Source organism: Acinetobacter sp. ANC 3882 (assembly GCF_022549545.1).
Taxonomy (GTDB): domain Bacteria; phylum Pseudomonadota; class Gammaproteobacteria; order Pseudomonadales; family Moraxellaceae; genus Acinetobacter.
Genome location: NZ_JAKZGB010000008.1, coordinates 38,015 through 59,627, shown reverse-complemented (window position 1 = coordinate 59,627; position 21,613 = coordinate 38,015). Strand labels below are relative to the sequence as shown.

Below are 21,613 nucleotides of genomic sequence, written 5' to 3'. Positions count from 1 at the left end.
TGTTCATATCACTAGGAGTGCCGTAGTTTTTTAATTGTTGTTTGACTTAAAATCCACATATCTGCAAGGTTTGAGCAACACCTCTACGCCAATGCACTTCAAATTGACCTGTACCAAAGCTACGCATATACGGTATCTTTGCTCGTAGATGTTGTGCATACTTTTCAGGGTTGACCAGATACATGGCAGCATTTAATGCATTCGTTACTTCCACGGGATTATCGCATCGAATAGGTCCTACCCCTAAGCGATCATTCAGCATAAAATGCTGCTTATATTCCGTAGTATTACAATTAAAGTGCACGCCGATATTACCCGTAATACTGTTCCACATTTGCCAAACCTGATCAGCAAGATACCAGTCATTCTGACGTTTGGATGGATCATAAATCAGCAATAAGTGGCAATGGTAGCCTTTATCTACACCTTGCTCTAATGCCCATGCATATCCTTGTAACCCCATGAAACAACTATCTTGATTGGCTATACGATTTCTTAAAATGTTCATATGTTGTTGAACATTCTCGATACCAATATAGACCTGTTGCTCTTTGAGATAGCCTAAATCGACACGTACAAATAACAACTCAGAATAATGTGTAATGAGTTTAGTCAGATACTGATACAGTGACCTTCGATTCTGCTCTTCTTGCTGAATAAAGCGAACATGCTCATTCCAATAATCGTTTCGATATTGGCTGAGTACACAACATAGGGTTTGAACCTGTTGAATATTAAAATTTAAAATCTGTGATGTAGATTGCCCATTCAGAAAATGATCAACCCAGTCCTTACACTGAATAAAATATTGGGTGGATACAGTGTAGTGAAGCTGTGTTGAATAGAAGTACTGAAAGGCTTCATATAATGTACTCAATGTTTGTTTGAATTGTTGTTCACCCATCTGCTCAAAACAAACGTCGTAAACAAAGTCTTCTATCGCAGTACAAATACTAGATTCATCCCAAAGAACTGTAGTCAAATTCATGTCGTGATACTCATCATGTTAGGATTCATATCACTGACTGATCTGTAAAAAATTAATAGCCATAAATTAGCTTATAAAATATAGCCTATACATATGAATCAAAATATATAGAAGTATTTAATAATATTAATAACCAGCTAAGCTGGATAGCTACTCGTCTCTAAGAACACCTTACAACTCGACACTTCCCTAGCCTAAACTTGCTCAACATGAACAAGCTAAAGTTAGTTTTAAGCAGCAATCTGTAATTCACCATCTGACTTTGATCCTTCTTTATGGGGATAGGTTAAAAATTTACATCAGCTTAATTTTTAGAAAATTGATATTTGGCTACATAATTTTTACTTTCTGTGCTTATAAAAGGCCTATTTTTAGCATAAAAGGCTCTATATCTACATATAATAGTACATGATAATTACTTAAAATTTATTTATGATTCACCAAAATTACACTTGAAATTTATAAAAAAACAATTAATATTTTATAAATAATTCTACACAGTGATAAAAAAATGAATAATCATAGTAATGACGATTGGATGGTACTAACTGGAGAAGGACCAATTCCATTAGGTCTTGAAAGTTTTGGAGACAGGGAATTTCAATGGTTATGGTCTTTTACACAGATGTATAATTTATATCCATTAGGAATAAACTCTTCAATCACACAAAAAAAGCAAATACTAATAAATCATATTAATAATCATCAAAATAAAAATGAACACATAAGAAATCTTAAAATTAGTATTGAAAATTATCTGATACCCCTTGAGCATCTAAATTGGATACAAAAAGATGATAATAGAAAATTAATATGGTTATTAACCAAATGTCCATTGGAACTTAATACTACAATACCAATTGGAATTAACAGTACTTTATATAAAGATTTCTTATTAATATTAGACTCCTGCCCTTTAGATGCAAACTCAAAAATAAACTTTATGCAAATTAAAAAAAGAGAGTGGGAAAAAATTAAAACACCAGAAAAAGAAATTAAATGGCTAGATAAGTCAAACGAAATACAATTATCTTGGGCGTGGGAATATTTAAAAAAATTCTACAAAAGTATTGACCCTTTTCATCCACCTCAAAATATTGATGAGCTTTATAATTCGGTACTTTCTTCATTTGATAATATGTCTTATGAAAATATATCAGATAAAAAGTTATTTATGGATCGTATGAAAAAAACTTGGAGCCAAAAAAAATTTAGAGACTCTGGAAAAGCGAAAAAACCATATCATATCCCACTTACAAAAAGTACTCGGACACAATTAGAAAAATTAGCAGAATTTAAAAATCTACGTAAAGATCAGGTCATAGAAGAATTAATCATGAAAGAATACGAATCTACGCTGATAGATGAGAGAGGGAAAACTAAATATTAAATATTTTTGATAGATAGAGATCGTTAAACTAATGATCTCTAAATCCATTTTTAATCTATTATTGAAACCAACTTTTAACGTATTCCCCATACCATTCCATAATTTTTACACGCTCGTCCCAATACTGTGCACGGTTGTAAGCAGAGCGAATACGATTTTGAGGTACATGTGCAAGCTGACGTTCAATCGCATCAGGATTGAATAAATTAGATTCATTCACCACGGTACTAAATAAAGACCTAAATCCATGTGTAGTCATTCTTCCTGCATAGCCAGAACGTTTAATTACAGCTAAGATTGATTCGCTGCGCATAGCTTGCTTGTTATTTAGTCGGTGTGGAAATAATAGATCCTGATTATGTGTCAGACGCAATGCCTGAAGCTCATCGATCATCATGTCTGTTAAGGGTACACGATGGGGTAAACCATTCTTCATACGCTCAGCAGGGATGTCCCATTTACGCTCATCTAGATCAAATTCATCCCAACGCGCCTGCAGTAATTCACTTACTCGAACGCCAGTAAGCATGATCAGAATAATTGCATGATGGGTTTGAGCATCTGCTGGATAGGTTTTGATACGTCTAAGGAATTCAGGCATTTCGCTTTCTGATAATGAAGCTAAGTTCTTCACTTTTTTATTCTTAAGTGCATAGACCAAATCACTTGCTGGATTATCGTATCTATAGCCATGAGCTATGGCATATTTCATGACCATACCACAACGTGACAAGGTGCGCTTAGCCACCTCTAATGAGCCTCTAGCTTCGATCTTTTTGATTATCTGCAATATCTCTGGTGCTTGAATTTGATTAATACGTTTATTAGCCAGAGCAATATAAAGCTCATCTAAGGATGCCCGCACATTACTGATATGTTTAGAAGACCAAGTTTCTCTTTGGTTCTCAAACCAGTCTTCAGCCACCTCTTTAAAGAATGGCTTAATGTCCTCGTGCAACACCGACTTGGAATACTTGTATTTTAGTTCAAGTGCAAGCTCCCTTGCTTTCTTTAAACTCATATCAGGATATGGACCAAGTGACTCTGACTTACGCTCACCAAGAACAGTAAAGCGTATGTTCCAGTATTTTTGCCCTGATGGCGTTACGAGAAGTGATAGACCGTTCTCATCCGAAAGGCGATATCGCTTTTCTTTTGGCTGTGCTTTTCTGCATTCTGTATCAGTAAGCTTCATCTGTATTTACCCTTTATCTAGACTAAAATAATTGGGTAAATTTTCCCAATAATTACCCACATAAGGCAAAAATAAGGTCAAATCAAGTCGGATAATATCGGACTAACAGGCAAATAAAAAAGCCTTTAAGTATTGAACTTAAAGGCTTTTTTATATCGGATCGAACAATCCCGAATAATATTTTGGTGGAGATGGCGGGAGTCGAACCCGCGTCCGCCAGCACTACGCCCGAGAATACTACATGCTTAGATATCGTCTACTGTTTTAACTCTTTGTGACCCGACGAACAGGGTACAAATCGCGATCCTCTAAGTTTAGTACAAAGCCCCGAGGCTTGGCTTTATACGGACTTGTGTGCGTGCGCTTCAGTCGGACTCTCTAACCACAAGTATTCAGAGAGGCGGACAAGCTGCCCTTAGGCAGCTAGAGCGTATGATTCGTCGTTTGCGACTAAAAAATGCAAATTTGATTTACGAGAGGAAATGCGCTCTCGGCATGCATCTATGAGTTTCATCACCAGCGTCGAAGCCAGGAACATCCCCAAAGTACAGCGCAATCATAGCATAGATAGTTAAAATTTAAATCTCAATTTCTAACCAATCAGCAAAATATACGCTTATTCATCAATATTGTGTCTCAACTTGTTTTTTCAAGCCCCAAACTAAAAAGCTGCCGCAATGACAGCTTTTAAATGTGAACTATAGTGCCCCATTACCTAAAACAATGCCTTCACGTCGAGGATCGACTCCACCCGCGTATTTACTTTGATCATCAATTTTGACTTTCATAATCGTCGCAATACCGCTGGTTTGTGCAGTGTTGGAAATCCCATGCCCTTTTGCTTTCAAAGCTTGAATCAATTCAACTAAAGATAACTGATCATTTGAGCTATCAATATTGGTATTTGGGCTATTGGTTGCACCAAAATTCACCAATGAAGTTGCCTGCTGTGCATTCAAGTTCCAGTCCAATGCCCCAACCAAGGTTTTAACCACATATTGAATGATGGTACCGCCGCCCGGTGAACCTGTTGCCATGTAAAACTCATCCGCTGTCGTACCTTTAAACACCAAAGTTGGCGCCATAGTACTACGCGGACGTTTGCCACCCTCGACCCGATTCGCCAACAATGCGCCAGTTTGATCGACAGGATTCGCACTAAAATCAGTTAACTGATTGGATAACAAGAAACCATCGACCATATGGAATGAACCCATGCTGGATTCAACGGTCGATGTCATCGAAACTACATTGCCATACGCATCGACGATCGTGAACTGAGTGGTTCCATGCTCAACAGTCTTATCGATGCCAGCATTTGAATCGAATTGACCGGCTTGCGCTACACCCATACTTTGATTAGGATTAATCAATGCAGCACGTTGTTTTAAATAGTTTTTATCAATCAGACTGGCAATTCCTTTGGCAGGTAAAGGCACAAAATCAGTATCTGCAACATATTTATCACGGTCTGCATAAGCCAAGCGTTCTGTTTCAGAGACCAAATGTACACCCATGACATCAGGCACCCCACCTTCATTTTCTGGATTTTTAGGTGGATATTTATTCATTTCAAAGTTTTCTAAAATACCCAGCGTTTGTGCAACCGCAATTCCACCAGAAGATGGCGGTGGCATGGTACAAACATAAAAACGGTCTCGGTAAGTGGTACAGATTGGCGTCCGTTTTTTAACTTGATAATTTGATAAGTCCTGTAAAGTCATTAAGCTAGGCGTAATGGGCGTACGGGCTGCATCATCCCCTATGGTCTGACCTGCTTTTACCACAATATTTTTAGCCATCGGCCCACTGTACATCGCTTTTGCGCCTTGGGTTGCAAGTGCTTCCAATGTTTTGGCATACGCTTTATTGGTCATGGTCTCACCGACTTTACGAGGTGTACCATCTGGATAGAAATAGGTTGCTACCGCATTTGCATCGAGTGCCAAATGGCCTGCATTACTGGCAATCGCATCAGCCAAACGTCCAGGAATACGAAAGCCATGATCAGCCAAATCAATCGCTTGATTAAAAAGTTGATCCCATTTCAGTTTGCCATGTTCCTGCTGCGCCTGTTCCAGCAAGCGCATTACCCCAGGTACACCAATAGAACGTCCACTGCGACGGGCACTCGGTACGGGTGCTGGAGACCCTGGATCATGTATATCCTGTCGAATCAGATAGTACTCATTGGCCGCCGCTGGTGCAGTTTCTCGTCCATCATATGCTGTGACAGTTTTACTTTTCGCATCGTAATACATCATAAAACCGCTACCTGCGATGGTACTGGATTGCGGCTCAACCAAACCCAATACTGCTTGTACAGCAACTGCCGCATCGACTGCACTTCCGCCCGCTTTTAAAATTTCACAGCCGGCCTTTACTGCCAACGGTGTATTGGCAACCACCATATATTTATCGGCATATTTCACCGTATTATTTAAGCGATAACCCGATGCACCTTCAGGCGCGGCTGGATCACCATTCTGATTGGAACCTACGACAACACTGGAACCATCCTGTGCCAATTTGCTGCAACTACTTGGGTCTTGATCAATGATCAGATTGGGCTTGGAAGGATGATCTGTATTTGAATCTTTACTTGATTGATCTGATGAGGAGTCATTTCCACATCCCTGCAATACACCAACAGCCAATAAACTGCTGAAAAAAAATGAATATCTATAATTCACGTGATAACTCCATTTTATATACCTGCCTATCCATGCAATTGTCATGCTAGTTTCTTTGTTTTTAGGTATAAGGGTTTTAATCTTTGATAAAAATTAACTTCTAATAATATTGAATGATTTTTGGCTTTATCTCCTGAGCCCAGTAATGCTCCTCCTTGTTATTGCATTGCTATCCTTATCGCCTTCAAGTGGATTCTGGCATGCTTTCTCCGCAAAAAAACAGGCAAAATCTATCAATTCCAAGTTAAAACACCATTTTTATACATAAAAAAAGCACCTCCTAAGAGATGCTTTTCAATTCAGAATTTCTAGTGGGTCGGCATGCCACCCGTATTCCCTTTCGGTTTTGGACTCAACCAGATCAAGGCACTAGCAAATACAAACACAATCGCCAACAGCATAAACACATGGTTGGCCGACATGGTAATCGCTTCTTTATCCACCAAATTGGCAATCACACCCAGCGTTGCATCGGGTGAGAATCCATTCTGAAGCAGGTTATTTTGGACTTCTTGCGGATGTAGATTATTGACCATTTCGCTACGCGCCACTTTGGCATGATCATCCCAAATGGTGACTGCAATTGAAGCACCAATCGCCCCTGCCATGGTTCTGAGGAAGTTCATCAGACCAGCGGCCGATGCCATTTCTTGTGGCAGTACTGAGCCCATTGCAATATTTGACAATGGAATAAAGAAGAATGGCACTGCAAAACCTTGCAAGATTTGTGGCCATGCCAAGGCCATAAAGTCAGCATCAGTCACCCAGAAGGCACGCATTAAAGTCACGACACCCAGTAAAGCCAGACCAAAACTGGCCAATGCCCGAGGGTCATATTTAGTCGATAATTTGGCCACAATCGGTGACATGGTGAGACTCCCAAAACCCATGGTGGCAGTGAGATAACCTGCCCAGGTAGCGGTATAGCCCAAATTGATCTGTAACCACTGCGGAATCAATACGATACTGCCAAAGAAGGAGCCGAATCCAAAGGCCAGTGCCAACACTGAAACAGCGAAGCCCCGATGCCTAAATACATACAAATTGACCACGGGATGCTTTTCGGTCAGTTCCCATATCATGAATACAATAAAGCCGACCACCGCGATCAAAGCCAGCATAATAATACTGCTGCTATTAAACCAATCGCGTTCATGTCCTAGATCCAGCATCAATTGCAATGCACCAATCCACAACACCAATAAACCCAGACCAATCGCATCGATGCGCATTTTTTCAGTTTTGGTTTCAGCCACAGACAATAATCGAATAGAGGCTAAAACACAGAAAATACCAACTGGAATATTAATAAAGAAGATCCAGTGCCAAGACAGATTGTCACTAATCAGTCCACCAAGGATCGGCCCTAGAATGGGCCCAATCACTGTGGTCATGGCCCAAAGTCCCATCGCCTGTGCATGTTTTTCAGGTGGGAAAATTCGCATCAATAAAGTTTGGCTGAGTGGCATTAATGGGCCACCACACAAGCCTTGTCCAATTCGGAAAAACACCAACATTTCCAATGAGGTCGCTAAACCACACAGAAATGAAAAGATGGTGAAACCAATCAATCCGAACACAAAGACTCGTACCGTACCAAAGCGTCCTGCAAGCCACCCTGTTAAAGGGACACAAATCGCTTCAGCAACTGCATAGGAGGTAATCACCCACGTCCCTTGAGAACTGGACACAGCGAGGTTGCCTGTAATATGAGGTACAGAAACGTTGGCAATTGTGGTATCCAGTACCACCATAAAATTTGAGAGTGCGATCACGAAAGCTGCAAGCAGTAATCGCCCGCCACTGAGTTCTGCAAAAGGGTTTTGCGTTTTCATGGCTGATTACTTCGATACGAGATCAATATCCGCTTGCATCGAGAGCCCCACACGCAATGGATGTTCTTCAAGTTCTTTCGGATCAAGGCTAATACGTACAGGTAGGCGCTGTACCACTTTAATCCAGTTCCCTGTGGCATTTTGTGCAGGGATCAAGGCAAATGCTGCACCAGTACCACCCGAGAAACCTTGCACAGTACCGTGATAAACCACATCATCACCATATAAATCAGAACGAAGTGTTACCTTCTGCCCTGCTTTCACCTTGGCGAGCTGGCTTTCTTTATAGTTTGCATCGACATATAGTGCTGAAACAGGGACGACTGACATCATTGCCGTACCTGGTGCAACACGTTGCCCAATCTGAATATTACGCCGCGCTACGACACCATCAACTGGTGCACGAATCACAGTACGCTCTAAGTCCAGTGCTGCCTGTTCTACATGTGCTTTCGCCACCAATACATCTGGTGTTGATGCTTCATTTACACCTTGAATCAATGCTTCATTTGCAGCAAAGGTACTTTCCGCTGCTTTGCGGCTAGAAGTTGCTTGCGCCAAACCTGCTTGAGTCAGCTCTAAACTGGCTTTGGCTGTAGACACTGCACTTTGCGCCTTACTCAACTCTTCTTTAGAAATGGCGCCTGTCGCAGCAAGTTCATTACGGCGTTTCAGCTCCAATACCGCACGATCATAATCCGCTTGGGCTTTGGTCACTTGCGCTTGTGCACTGGTAATCTCATCGTTGCGAACCACGACTTGAGAATTTAATGAACTACTATTTGCTTGGCTTTGTTTGTATTGACGTTGCGCTTTGGCTAACTCAGCTTGTGCCTGTGCCAGTTGAATCTTGGCATCACGCTCATCAATACGGACCAGTACATCGCCTTGTTTGACCTGTTGTGTATCTTTCACCAACACTTCAGCCACTTGCCCACTGACCATAGACGTGATTTGTGCAGTTTCTGCACCCACATAAGCGTTGTCTGTACTGACCGAATGATTAAAGAATAACGCCCAAATGCCATACAGAATTGCAGCGAGAATGAGAATGAGCGCGAAAAATCCGAGGAATTTTTTACGTTTTGCTTTCATTGCATCATCTGATGCCGAATCTGAAGCAACATCCTGTTGGTTGGCTTGAGCGTCAGTCATAAGTTATTCCTGAAAATTAAAGAGATTTTTAACTTTTGGTTTAATCAGCCGATCAGTTTAATTTTGCAAACTTAACTGAATGTTAAAAAAACCAAAACGCAAAATAAGAGCAAAAAATTATTCTGCATTTTAACGACAAAAAATCACATGGCGAGATTAAAAAAAATAACTGATGCGTTCAATTCTTATAAATTGATATTTCAACAATGATCAAAAACTTAAAGTTTGGTTTTTAATTTCAGCATGTTGAAACCGGTGAATAGCCGCCTAAATGGCAACATAGCTCGACATACCTATAAAGCATAAAGATATATCCTCTCAATACTTGTGTATTTGTCAAAATTTGCTCTAATAAGCTAGAGTGGATAAGTGTTTCTCGCAAAGCCCTTATCCTCTCAGGCCAGAAAACCGCTGTCATTTATGGATCAAAATGGCATTTTTCTTGCTGCTAAAACAATAAGCTCTTAGCTAGGTGAAAGGACTATGACATCACTCAGCCAAAAAATGGATCTTATCCATCATTCGCATCAGGCCGACTTTGCCCAAAATGTGATGTCGATGATCTGTGGCGAACATCGTTTAGATACACTATCTCGAGATACACTCGACTTTCACTATGATGGTATGCGCTTACCGCATAAACAAATGGCAATTGGCACCATCAGTTATGGCGCCAATGTTGCGATCAATATTTCTAATTTGAAAGCCTATAGCATCAGCCTGCCTTTTCATGGCAAGCAAACACTCAGCATCCGCGGCGCCAAATATCAATCTGATGCCGATACAGGCCTCATCGTTTCTAATCAAGATTTGCAGGACTTGGTCATTAATCAGGATTGTCAAAAATTTCAGGTGGTGATTCCTGAAAAAAGTCTGCATTTAGTCCTGTCAGAACTCCTCAATAAACCACTTGAACAAGCATTGGTATTTAATCCTGAAATCTCACTCAGCATGACGGGTTTAATGAAAGCTTGGTGGAATAACATCGAAAACTTTTTACAACTCAAATCACATTATGCTGACTTTTCTGGCTTACCGATGTTTTCTGAGGATTATGAAAATTTTGTGATTAAAGCGCTACTGCTGTCTCAGGAGAATAATTATTCTGCGGCATTGCATGACCGCTGTAATCAAATGGAACCTGCATATATCCGAAAAGTGAAGAATTTTATTGTACAACATGCCCAAGACTCCTTCGATGCAGAAAGTCTACACCGTTTAGCAGGTGTATCTAAATCCAAACTCTATGAGGAATTTCAGCAATATTATGGTCTCAGTCCGATGGCCTATTTACGCAAATATCGACTGCAGCAAATCTATAAAATATTGAGTCATACCACCAAACATCAAAAAATTTCGATCTCCAAACTGGCCTATGATTGGGGCTTTAACCACCTCAGCCGTTTTGCTCAAGAATATAAAGATGAGTTTGGCGAAAAACCGAGTGAAACCCGTAATAAAACCGAATGAAATATCAAAAAAGATAAAAGCCCAGTGTCTGAAAGCACTGGGCTTTTTCTTAGGCATCGGTTAATTGATACTTAAGACAGCATTGGCTTTATTGTTTTGACGCATTGCTTTCAAACTCAATGCAATAAAGGCAATAAAGGTCGGCAAAGCTAATAGATAGAAAATACCACCGAGACTAATTTCATAGGTAAAGATATAAGAACCGAAGAATGCCCCAAAAATTGCGCCGACGCGTCCAATGCCATGCATCCATGACACGCCAACCGCACGACATTGTGACGGATAGAATAATGCAGCCAATGGTAACAATGATGATTGTGCCCCAGTGAGCAAAGCACCTATCAGGAAAATACCGATCCCAAGGAGCAGAATGCTTGAGCTGACAAAACCTGCAACGATAAAGAGGATGAATGCCATTAAATACGCATATTTAATCACGATGGTTGGATTAAGTTTATCCATATACCAACCCATGATGACAGCGCCAATCACCCCACCAAATGGGAAGATTGCAGCAATGAGACTAAACTGCTGGGTACTAAAACCTGCTGTTTTTAAAATCGTTGGCATCCAGCTGGTCAGTAAATAGAACACCAAAAGACTCATGAAACAGCACAGCCATAACATGACTGACCCCCATAGATATTTACTTAAAACCATTTTGACTGGGCTTTCAGCATGATTGACACCCACTAGAGGGAGTTCAATCCTGACCTTGTCGATGAACGAGTGGCCTTGAATTTTTTCAAGAATGCTTTGGGCTCTATTTTGCTGTTCTGTTTTAATCAAATACGGGACTGATTCTGGCAATTTCAGCAGCAAAGCCACCACGAGGAACAAAGGAATAATACCACCTAAAATCACTACCTTGGCCCAGCCTAAGTTTTCCAGTAAATACGCAGACAATAAACCACCACAGGAAATCCCCAGCATAAAACCACAACCAGCTAAACCCGTCAGAAAGGCTTTACGTTTTGCGGGCATATACTCTGAAACAATGGTACTGATATTTGGCATCGCCGCACCCAGCCCAACACCGGTAATAAAACGGTATATCATCAAATCTTGTGTGGAAGAAGCCAAGCCACACAGAATGGTAAATATAGAAAATAATAAAGTCGTGAATACAATCACCCCTTTACGGCCAAACCGATCTGCCAGTGGCCCTGAAATAATTGCACCAATTGACATCCCCACCAATGCCGCGCTGAGCACAGGTGCCAATTGTGGTTTGGTAATCCCCCAATCATCCAGCAAAGCAGGTGCAATAAAACCAATAATCCCTGTATCTAAACCATCACAAAAAAATACCAAGAAACCCAATGCAAAAACCAACCATTGCAGTGGCGATAACTGATCACGATTGATCACTGTATTAACATCAACTGTCTTCATCTTTATTCCCTTAAAAAAGCAAATTCTGTTAAAACTTTCCTATGTTTAAACCCTTCAACAGGTGAACTACACGACCTACTTATTCAATACATTCAATGCTTTATTCCATTGAAAGGCTTTTTAAATTTTTACAAATATTTGTTCTCAATCATTTAGAAAAAGGATGGTTGCTTGTGTCCACCATCCTTTTCATTTGACTAAGTCTCTGCTGAGTTACGAGCAGTATTGCTCTGTAAAAACTTTTCGCTATATAGTCGATAGTTATTTAAAGCATGTTGATCGAGCCAACTTTTGACGGCTTCTATCATCGGTGGCGGGCCACATAAATACATGTCAAATGCCTGTTCCGCGAGTTGATCTCGATTCAGGTGCTCATGGATATAACCTGTTTTACCTGTCCACACATCAGATGCTTGAGTCACGACAGGTTGATATTTGAAATTCGGCAAACGTTCAGCATAAGTCTGCAATCGAGATTGTTCACATAAATCAGCTTCTTGATTGACCCCGTAATACAACTGAATTGCAGGTGTGTCCGCCTGTTCTGCAATATTGTCGAGCATGCCTAAAAAAGCCGACAGCCCCGTTCCTCCAGCAATAAATACCAAAGGACGCTCAACTTCACGGAGGTAAAAACTGCCGAGAGGTGCTTCCATCATGATGATTTGACCCACTTGGCAACGATCACGTAAATAATTACTCATGACCCCATCGGGTAATAGGCGAATTAAAAACTGCAATTGATTGCTCTGATTCGGACGATTGGCAAAAGAATAAGAACGCCAGTCATCAGTATCAGGAATCTGTAAGCGTGCATATTGACCGGGTAGAAACTCTAACTGCTTAGTAGATGAACTGGCATCGACATGCAAAATCGCGGTTGTCTCGGACACCAGCTCAACCTGAGTCACTTGCGTTGCAATTTTCAGTGTCTCGCCAGCGTTACAGATTTCAGAACTGTGATCGAAATAGAATGCAGCATTGGATTTGACTCGCGTTTGACAAGCTAACATTTTACGCTCTGCCAAATCACGCTCACTTAAGGCATCTTCATCCACATATTCCTGTTCATAACTGCCTGTTTCACACTGTCCCTGACAGGTTCCGCACACGCCTTCACGGCAATCCAAAGGTAAGTTAATGCCTTGACGAATGGCAGCATTGAGTAACAGTTCATCTTCCTGTACCGAAATAAAGAAGGTTTTCCCATCGGCAAAATTAAGTGCAACTGAATGTCCCATCATGATGCTCCCTTAAACATGATAAAAATCCAACACCGAATCAATTTTGTCATTCAGCAAAATCGTGTGCTGACGGCGAATACGGAATCCTTCAGCAGTTTGTCTTAACAAATAAGTGGCATGCCCATAGAAGCAACCTTCCAAACCTTGACGATTATATAAGGTGCTCCATCCGACTTTGGCTTCAATCAAACCATCTTGCAGGCTTTTAACCTGTACATTTTGAATACTGTGCTGAGTGCGTGGTAATGGTGTCGCCGATGCCGCTTTCCCTGTACGGATACGGAATACGCGGTCTTCTAAACCCGATCGATCTGCATAATAGATATAAGACAAACCCTGATTTGGATCTTCGACATACTGATGATCGTCAATCCATTGCGGAATGTGATATTCACTATCTTCATCATAAAGTTCCAGATAGGCATCCCAATCATAACGGTCGCATAGTTCTGATTTCTGATAAAGGAATTGCGAAACAGCAAAATGTAATTCAGCAGTCATGACTTATACCTCTTCAGTTGCTGTATCAAGTTGATAAGTAATATCCTGCATTTTTAAGGCTTTGCGATTTAAACCATCCAGCATTAAGCGTTGCCATTGACCATGTTGATTGACATACAAACCTTCATGCGTCAGTTCACGCCCCGTAATCACGGGTTTGATCCCCAAGTCTTGTGCATTTTGAGTCATGTCATAACACCAAGTATGATGACCGCGAGAAATATCACTCCAGCGTTCCAAACGCGCTTGGAAACCTTTTTGCTGTTCACGGAACTCCACCAAATCATCTGGCGTACCTAAGCCAGAGACATTGAAAAAGTCTTCAAACTGTCGAATACGATTACGACGCGCTTCTGTTGACTCTCCTTTTACCGCGAGACATTGACTCACCACTTCAGTTTTATTCCATGCCACGGGACGGACAATACGCAGTTGTGAACTGATCTGATCCATAAAGAATAAACTTGGGTATAGGTTCAGGTTTCTTAAGCGGTGCATCGCCCATTCCGCACGCTTGGTACCATATTTTTCGACGAGATAAGGCATGACAGTGTCATAACCTGGACGCACCGCTGGATTAGGCATGTCACTGAATAAAACACTGTGACCATTTTTAAAACTGAACCAGCCATCATCGGTCTGGTTATCGCCTGCCCCTAATTTACTGTAGTCCAAAGTATCCAGATCATCGCCTTTGGCTGCATTGACTTGCTGACGGTGTTGCACGGTCGAGACATAGTTATAATGCACCGTGCTGACGTGATAGCCATCAAGCCCATTTTCATTTTGCAGCTTCCAGTTTCCTGCAAAGGTATAGGCCGACTTTCCTTGTAAGACCTCTAGCTCGCCTGTAGGTGACTGCTCCACCATTAAATCCAGAAAGACTTTGGCATCCCCCAAGAAATCTTCAAGGCTATCCGTTGCCTGCGTATCAAGACTAACAAAGACAAAACCACGATAACTGGCAATACGCCCTTGCTTGAGACCACGACTGGACTTATCAAAATCTTCACAATATTCAGCAGGCGCTTTGACTTTGACCAAACGGCCATCTGATTTATAGCACCACGCATGGAACGGACAGGTAAAGGTCGATTGATTACCTTTGACAACGCGCGTTAGGGTCGCACCACGATGCTCACAGGCATTGACCATGGCATGTAATTGGCCTTGACCATCACGGCTAATAATTAGGGGTTGTCGTCCAATCTGAACCGTTAGGAAATCATGATTGTTGGGAATTTCACTTTCGTGGCAGGCATAAATCCAGACTTTTTCAAAAATGAATTCCATTTCCAAATCAAAAAGTTCAGCCTCAGTGAACATATCACGTGCAATACGAAACACCCCATCCTTAGGGCGAAAATCGAGACATCCTGTAATAAAATCCTGCCATTCGGCAATATTACGTGTTGTCATTTTTATGTCCTCCAATCAATAAAAACCTTTTCTTGATTGAAGCGTGATTTAGTTCTTGGCTCTATCCACTTTTTCCAGATCTCTATCCAGTTTGTGAATAATTTTAATGAGACTACCGAGCAAAGCCTATTTGAAAAGAATGAGCGATGAATCACTTTTAAAAGCCGATCTAAAAGCGAGGTGCAGGATAAATGAGAATCGTTGATCAAAAATCAATCAAGTATGCATAATTAATTTTTAATGGCGCGAGTGGCTAGAAAAGTTGGCATAAATTGATCAAGTAGAAAGCGAGGATTTGGTTGATCATCTTCAAAAAAGCTCTGAAGTAGAAAGCCTGCGGCCAATTGCCCTTGAATTAAATCAGTTAGACTATGCCCAAAAACCACTGCTTCACCACGTTGTAGCTTGGTATTGAGCACATCTGTACTCAGATCCTTAAGATCAGAATATGGCAATTTATAAATTGGTCGGATCAACCCTTGTTTGGCGTATTCAGGATCACGGTCTCCTATAAAAACTGCAGGGTTATAAAAACTAGCAAGCAGCACACCTTGAGGTTTTAATACCCGAAAACATTCTTTCCACACGGCATTAACATCGGAGACATATAGATTTGAAATAGGGTGAAATACCAGATCAAATTCAGCTGCTCGAAAAATCTGTAAATCAGACATGTCACCCTGTACCGTGTTGAGCTTCAACCCTTCTCGCTCAGCCACCATTCGGTCTTGCTGTAACTGCTGATCGGACAGGTCAAACACCGTGACGTTGGCTCCTGCTGCGGCTAACACAGGCGCTTGCTGTCCACCGGCAGAGGCTAAACAAAGAATATTTTTCCCAACAATATCGCCCAACCATGCCTTTGGAACGGGTTGGGGTGTGAGATGTACATCCCAATCACCATTACGTGCTGCGGTAATCAGTTCATGACTGACAGGACGTGACCACGGTTGCTGTTCTTGCGCCTGCTTATCCCAAGCTGCACGATTATGTTTGATAAAATCGAAATGGTACGTTGGCTTAGGCACAACAATAGCTCCTTTTTCTCAGTCGATATCACATGACTGACTACATAGAAATACGATATCAAAGCAGAAAAAGGAAGTTGAGTTAAAGACAGAAATACGTGCCGAAAAGACAATTTAAGCTATACCCTCCAATTTAATAAGCATAAGAGGCAATTGCAGTCGCAATGGGCTTGTCTTCATCATTGACCATGGTCATGCGCATGGTGCAGCCTTTACGACCTAAACGTAAGGTTTCGGCACGCGCAATAAAGAATTTTCCCCGCCCAGGTGCCAGATAATCGACACGCATATCAACCGTGGCCAAGCGTGAAACTTTTTTGATGGTATCTGGTAAATCTTCTGGTGTGGCGCGGCGATACAGCTGCTCCATCGCCACAACACCACCAATACTGTCCAGAATCGTGGCCGCCACACCACCATGCAGAATCTGAAACGCCACATTGCCGACCAACTCAGGCTGCATCTCCACATAAGCTTCAATTTGATCATCGACCACTCGCATGACCATGCCACTGTATTTAAAAAATGGACAGGCATTAAATGCTTTACACAGCTGTTTCAAGACCACTTGGTGATCTGCTTTTGTACCTAGCTGAATATTGCCAGTCCAGTTTCTCTTTACATCATTCATACGCGGCCTACACTCAATGGAAAGAAGAACTTTCCATTATTTTGCACAAATCTAAAAATATGGGGCTACAATAGCGGGGTTCTGTAATTGAGCAACACAGCTAAGCTCTCCCTAGCGTGACTTAATACCTCAATTATTCCTATAGTGTAATACTGAACATCGAGATTGTTATGACTTATACGTTCAATCGTCCAGCTTTTCCTGCGACTCGCATGCGCCGTATCCGTAAAAATGACCAACTTCGTGCCATGGTCAGCGAAACTCATTTAACGGCAGATCACTTGATTTATCCAGTGTTTGTACTACCAGGACAACAACAAACTCAAGACATTCCAAGCATGCCAAATGTGCAACGTTTGTCGGCTGATTTACTGCTTAAAAAAGCAGAAACCTTACTTGAACTCGGTGTATCAAAACTTGCTTTATTCCCTGTAACACCACAACAAGATAAAAGTTTAACGGCAGAAGCCGCTTGGGATGAAAACGGTTTAGTTCAAGCCACTTGTCGTCTACTCAAAAAAGAATTACCAGAAATGGTACTGATTACCGATGGCGCATTGGACCCTTATACCACACACGGTCAAGACGGCATTATCGATGATACAGGTTATGTGCTGAATGATGAAACCGTGGAATGCCTAGTGAAACAGGCATTGAGTCATGCTGCGGCAGGTGCAGATGTGATTGCACCAAGTGATATGATGGATGGGCGTATTGGTGCCATTCGCCAAGCGCTTGAGCAAAATGATTTTATCTATACCAATATTATGGCGTACTCTGCAAAATATGCCTCTAGCTTTTATGGCCCTTTCCGTGATGCAGTCGGTTCTGCCAGCAATCTAAAAGGCGGCAATAAATACAATTACCAAATGGATATTGGCAACCGTGCCGAAGCACTGCATGAAATTGCACTTGATCTACAAGAAGGTGCAGATATGGTGATTGTCAAACCAGGTATGCCTTATCTGGATGTGGTGCGTGAAGTAAAAGATACTTTTGGTGTTCCAACGTTTATTTATCAAGTCAGTGGTGAATATGCCATGCTTGCTGGTGCCATTCAGAACGGTTGGTTATCTGACAGTGTGATTTTAGAGTCATTGATGTGCTGCCGTCGTGCAGGTGCTGATGGGATCTGGACGTATTTTGCTGAAGATGCAGCACGTAAATTAAAAGAGATGAGATAGAAGTTATATTTCATCTGTCTGAAAATGATAGTATCTACTCCAGAGTCTTGTTGAGCTCTCATCCTTTTTCAGGATTAGCCTTCGGCTCGACATACTTTTCTTTCGGGAAAAGTAGGCAAAACCATTGTCATTCGCAAAACCTGTTCACTGCTTACATTTTTCTGATATTGAGGATGTATAAGAGGACTTCTTTTAGCGTATATCACGCAGGTTGCGAATGACGTTTTCCGTGTAGCAAATTTCAAGATACGTTTTATCTTAGAAACCACTTAAATTAAAGTTATGCATATTGCCATCATTGGTGCGGGTATTAGCGGCTTAATGTCAGCATTAGAACTAGCTGAACAAGGCTGCTCTGTCGATATTTTTGACCAACAACACGCAGGCCAAGCCGCTTCATGGGCAGGTGGAGGCATCCTCTCTCCGATGTATCCATGGCGTTATGCGTCCGAAGTCAATCAGCTGGCCCAATACGGAAAGTCACTCTACCAGACATGGAATGAGAAGCTCCTTCCCGTCACTGGCATTGATTTTCAAATCCACGATACAGGGATGCTGATCTTTGATCAGGAAGATTTCGAGATCGGTCTTAATTATGCCTCTCGATACCAAGAGCCCATGCAACAATGCGAATTGCTCAATCGCCCGCAACTCGAACAAGTTAATTCCCATATTTCCCAACAATTCCAGCAAGCGATCTATTTTCCACAACTGTCCAATGTCCGTAATCCACGTTTATTACAATCCCTGATCTGCTATTTAAAACAACATCGATTGGTCCGTTTTTTTGAGCATTGCCCGATTGAAAAGCTGATCATTCAAAATAAAAAAGTCCAAGGCATTGAAGCTGAAGATGGCCAAAAATTTATGGCAGATCACGTGCTTATTACTTCAGGTGCATGGAGTCAGCAATGGGCTACGCAATTACAGCGCAGCATTCCCGTGCGGCCTATACAAGGGCAAATGCTATTATTTAAAACTCCTGAAAACTGGCTACCCACCATGTGTATGAATCGCGTGATGTATCTGATCCCACGTCAAGATGGTCACATTGTCTGTGGTTCTAGTATGGCAGAGAGTGGCTTTAGCACGGCAGTTGATGAGCAGACGCAACAAAATATTTTAACCGCCTGTCTGGACATGGTCCCTGAGTTGGCACAATTTCCAATTGTAAAACGTTGGGCAGGTCTCCGCCCAAGTGCCCCACAAGGTATTCCCTATATCGGCGCCGTTCCAGAGCTAGAGAATTTATGGACCAATTTTGGACATTTCCGTAACGGACTATGTATGGGTGCTGGTTCTGCCCGACTATTACGTCAACTCATGTTCGGGCAAGAGACGATTGTCAATCCAACCGCTTACTCGCCCCTACGCCTGAAAAAAGAAAGTCTGGCTGTTTAGAACATTTTGTTAGCCATTCTTTGTGCTTGCGGTCCATAAAACCAATAGGTAATTAAGAATAGTGGCACGGCAATGACAAACCACATGGCCAATACGGTGAGTAAAAATTGTGGTTGTTTCAAATAGAGTAAAAAGATCTGCCAGATTTCAGGATCTTTTCGTGCAAATATTAACAGCCCCAGTAGTAGACCACATGCATTGTAGCCCCAGAAAATCAGACTAAAGCCGATGGTTAAGCGCTTTTTTTCTTGTACCGTTGGCGCACGGCGTTGTTTCTTCAAAAATTTGAATAACACCACAATGATTGCAATTAAATAAGGAATCGCGGTGAGCACCCCACCAATACTATTCGGTAAAATAGCTGCCAATACACCTGCCAATAAAGTAGAAGCTAAACAAATAATAAAAAACCAGATATAGTACAAACGCAATGAAATCATAAAGATAAACCTAATTAGACTGGCTTTAAGAAATAATTATAAATTTTTTTCACTTTTTTTTCATTTTTATGTCAACCAATCCTCAACCAGCAGCGTTATATAGGGTACAAGGTCGCAGCAACCGATTGGACATTGCACGGCATCCGCAATGTTTTCGGTGACCTTTCATTATGACTCTCCATCTTTAACAATGGTTGTGTTAGCAGCCAGAACCATTGAAAAAGATTTTGACCGACGATTTATCATCACTCGAATCGTCGGTTTTTATTTGCCTGAGATTTATGTTTAAACCCTATCGGCAACATACATTTTGATCGGCACACCTTCATCATCTTTAACCATTGCTAAAAATGACCAGCCACACTTTTCATAAAAATTATTTAAATCAGTCACTAAATACAACTTTTCAATACCTAAAGTTTGCATCTCCATTCGGGCGAAGTCTAATAGTTGCCTTGCAATATTCTGCTGACGGTAAGATGCTTCAACGAATAATGCACATAGGTTTGGCCTAAGGTCTTGGCGATCATGGAAATCATTTTCGATCACCCCCGCGCCAGCAATAATCTGCTGATCATTATCCAACATCACATACCATTGTGGAATTCCCCCCTGCTGTTCTATCGAGCTCTGCATACTCTCTCGATAGGCTTCAACTGGAATCTCCCATTTATTTGAAAACCAACTTGCCGCTTGCTGCAAAAGTTCTGGTCGATTGACTAATTTAATAATATTCATCAACTTTGAATTGATCCCTTCATTTTTGGCTAGGCTATTAATCGTCGTTTAATAAAAGTCCAAACTTACCGCCCCTTAAACTGCGGTGGGCGTTTTTCTAACATGGCACGAATTCCTTCCTGCGCATCTTGTGATACAAACAATGGCATTAAATAGTTGTTCATTTTCTCAAATGCGACAGTCTGACCTTGCGTTACTGCATCAGTTGCGGAAGCCAATAACGCCTGTATGGCAAGTGGTGCAGAAATGCAGATTTCTTTAGCAATTTCGAGCGCACGCTCTAGTTGTTGACCATTTGCAACCACCTCAGAAACAAGATTCAGTTGATCAGCAATTTTGCTGTCAAAGGTTTTGCCCGTTAATAAATACGGCATGGCTTTTTGCCAACCGGCAGCCTGTACAAAACGCACCGTCGCACCACCAAATGGCATGATGCCACGTTGTACCTCAAGCTGACCAAATATGGTATTTTCACTGGCGATGACCACATCGGCATTGAGCATTAACTCCACCCCAGCGGTATAACAAATCCCCTGTACCGCCACCACAACAGGTTTGGTTCTATGCCGACCCGCTGTTCCCCAAGGATTAATCTGCTCTGCTGCAAAATTAAAAATACCCTCAGATATTTTAGACTGTAATTCAACTAAATCTAAGCCTGCGGTAAAATGGTTGCCATGCGCAAAAATCACGGCACAACGTAATTCAGCATTGTTTTCATATTCTGTTAAAGCAAGGGATAAATCCTGAATCATATGACTATCAAAGGCATTACGCTTTGCAACTCGATCTAAACCAATCAACATAATGTGATCAATAATTTCGCGGCTTACTTTACCTAAGCTCATTTATATTTCCTCATTTTTAAAATAATAACCTCGATAACAAACTAGTGGATCGGTTAAA

18 protein-coding genes and 1 other RNA gene are annotated in these 21,613 nt (G+C 41.4%); 4 read left to right on the top strand and 15 right to left on the bottom strand.

Translation table 11 applies throughout. The annotated features are described in order from the left end of the window. Positions 1-46: 46 nt before the first annotated feature. The gene (locus MMO42_RS14195; protein WP_241320997.1) at positions 47-988 is read right to left on the bottom strand and encodes an inovirus-type Gp2 protein; all 942 of its coding nucleotides are present in this window, start codon (positions 986-988) and stop codon (positions 47-49) included. Between the two features lie 511 nt (positions 989-1,499). Between MMO42_RS14195 and MMO42_RS14190 the strand changes: the two genes are divergently transcribed. After that, entirely contained in the window at positions 1,500-2,378 is an 879-nt protein-coding gene (locus MMO42_RS14190; protein ID WP_241320996.1) for a hypothetical protein, read from the top strand. Between the two features lie 58 nt (positions 2,379-2,436). Here MMO42_RS14190 and MMO42_RS14185 read toward each other — a convergent pair whose 3' ends face one another. The 5 genes from MMO42_RS14185 to MMO42_RS14165 all read right to left on the bottom strand — a co-directional run bounded on the left by MMO42_RS14185 (position 2,437) and on the right by MMO42_RS14165 (position 9,256). Further along, positions 2,437-3,573 carry a tyrosine-type recombinase/integrase gene (locus tag MMO42_RS14185; RefSeq protein ID WP_241320995.1) on the bottom strand — a complete coding sequence of 379 codons (1,137 nt, stop codon included), beginning with the start codon at positions 3,571-3,573 and terminating at the stop codon, positions 2,437-2,439. Positions 3,574-3,756: 183 nt separating this feature from the next. Further along, positions 3,757-4,115, bottom strand: a transfer-messenger RNA (tmRNA) gene (gene ssrA, locus MMO42_RS14180). 156 nt (positions 4,116-4,271) lie between these two features. Continuing rightward, on the bottom strand, positions 4,272-6,311 hold the full coding sequence (ggt, locus tag MMO42_RS14175; protein WP_277603345.1) for a gamma-glutamyltransferase: 2,040 nt from the start codon (positions 6,309-6,311) through the stop codon (positions 4,272-4,274). Positions 6,312-6,574: 263 nt separating this feature from the next. Then, positions 6,575-8,101, bottom strand: a complete 1,527-nt coding sequence (locus tag MMO42_RS14170) for a DHA2 family efflux MFS transporter permease subunit (protein WP_241320993.1) — start codon at positions 8,099-8,101, stop codon at positions 6,575-6,577. A 6-nt stretch (positions 8,102-8,107) separates the two neighbouring features. After that, positions 8,108-9,256, bottom strand: a complete 1,149-nt coding sequence (locus tag MMO42_RS14165; RefSeq protein WP_241320992.1) for an HlyD family efflux transporter periplasmic adaptor subunit — start codon at positions 9,254-9,256, stop codon at positions 8,108-8,110. 483 nt (positions 9,257-9,739) lie between these two features. On the opposite strand from MMO42_RS14165, the gene MMO42_RS14160 reads away from it, so the two are divergent. Further along, entirely contained in the window at positions 9,740-10,726 is a 987-nt protein-coding gene (locus MMO42_RS14160; protein ID WP_241320991.1) for an AraC family transcriptional regulator, read from the top strand. 60 nt (positions 10,727-10,786) lie between these two features. Here the strand turns inward: MMO42_RS14160 and MMO42_RS14155 are convergent, their stop codons facing one another. The 6 genes from MMO42_RS14155 to MMO42_RS14130 all read right to left on the bottom strand — a co-directional run bounded on the left by MMO42_RS14155 (position 10,787) and on the right by MMO42_RS14130 (position 16,944). After that, positions 10,787-12,121 carry an MFS transporter gene (locus MMO42_RS14155; RefSeq protein ID WP_241320990.1) on the bottom strand — a complete coding sequence of 445 codons (1,335 nt, stop codon included), beginning with the start codon at positions 12,119-12,121 and terminating at the stop codon, positions 10,787-10,789. Positions 12,122-12,318: 197 nt separating this feature from the next. After that, on the bottom strand, positions 12,319-13,362 hold the full coding sequence (antC, locus tag MMO42_RS14150; RefSeq protein ID WP_277603351.1) for an anthranilate 1,2-dioxygenase electron transfer component AntC: 1,044 nt from the start codon (positions 13,360-13,362) through the stop codon (positions 12,319-12,321). Between the two features lie 12 nt (positions 13,363-13,374). Beyond that, positions 13,375-13,866: an anthranilate 1,2-dioxygenase small subunit gene (antB, locus tag MMO42_RS14145; RefSeq protein WP_241320989.1), complete on the bottom strand. Its 492-nt coding sequence runs from the start codon at positions 13,864-13,866 to the stop codon at positions 13,375-13,377. Positions 13,867-13,869: 3 nt separating this feature from the next. Beyond that, positions 13,870-15,285 (bottom strand): anthranilate 1,2-dioxygenase large subunit, encoded by a 1,416-nt coding sequence (gene antA / locus MMO42_RS14140; RefSeq protein WP_241320988.1) that lies wholly within the window; start codon positions 15,283-15,285, stop codon positions 13,870-13,872. Between the two features lie 230 nt (positions 15,286-15,515). Further along, on the bottom strand, positions 15,516-16,139 hold the full coding sequence (locus MMO42_RS14135) for a class I SAM-dependent methyltransferase (RefSeq protein WP_277603350.1): 624 nt from the start codon (positions 16,137-16,139) through the stop codon (positions 15,516-15,518). A 307-nt stretch (positions 16,140-16,446) separates the two neighbouring features. Next, positions 16,447-16,944, bottom strand: coding sequence for a thioesterase family protein (locus tag MMO42_RS14130; RefSeq protein ID WP_241320986.1), 498 nt, complete (start codon positions 16,942-16,944; stop codon positions 16,447-16,449). A gap of 170 nt (positions 16,945-17,114) precedes the next feature. Between MMO42_RS14130 and hemB the strand changes: the two genes are divergently transcribed. Both hemB and MMO42_RS14120 read left to right on the top strand, forming a co-directional pair. Beyond that, positions 17,115-18,128 (top strand): porphobilinogen synthase, encoded by a 1,014-nt coding sequence (gene hemB / locus MMO42_RS14125; protein ID WP_241320985.1) that lies wholly within the window; start codon positions 17,115-17,117, stop codon positions 18,126-18,128. A 282-nt stretch (positions 18,129-18,410) separates the two neighbouring features. Beyond that, entirely contained in the window at positions 18,411-19,529 is a 1,119-nt protein-coding gene (locus tag MMO42_RS14120) for an FAD-dependent oxidoreductase (RefSeq protein WP_241320984.1), read from the top strand. On the opposite strand, the gene MMO42_RS14115 is transcribed toward MMO42_RS14120, so the two are convergent. From MMO42_RS14115 to MMO42_RS14105, 3 genes are all read right to left on the bottom strand, one after another. Beyond that, positions 19,526-19,969 (bottom strand): ABZJ_00895 family protein, encoded by a 444-nt coding sequence (locus MMO42_RS14115; RefSeq protein WP_241320983.1) that lies wholly within the window; start codon positions 19,967-19,969, stop codon positions 19,526-19,528. The two genes, MMO42_RS14120 and MMO42_RS14115, sit on opposite strands and share 4 nt — an antisense overlap. A 285-nt stretch (positions 19,970-20,254) precedes the next feature. Further along, on the bottom strand, positions 20,255-20,707 hold the full coding sequence (locus MMO42_RS14110; RefSeq protein ID WP_241320982.1) for a GNAT family N-acetyltransferase: 453 nt from the start codon (positions 20,705-20,707) through the stop codon (positions 20,255-20,257). Between the two features lie 65 nt (positions 20,708-20,772). After that, positions 20,773-21,555: a crotonase/enoyl-CoA hydratase family protein gene (locus tag MMO42_RS14105; protein WP_241320981.1), complete on the bottom strand. Its 783-nt coding sequence runs from the start codon at positions 21,553-21,555 to the stop codon at positions 20,773-20,775. Between the last annotated feature and the right edge of the window lie 58 nt (positions 21,556-21,613).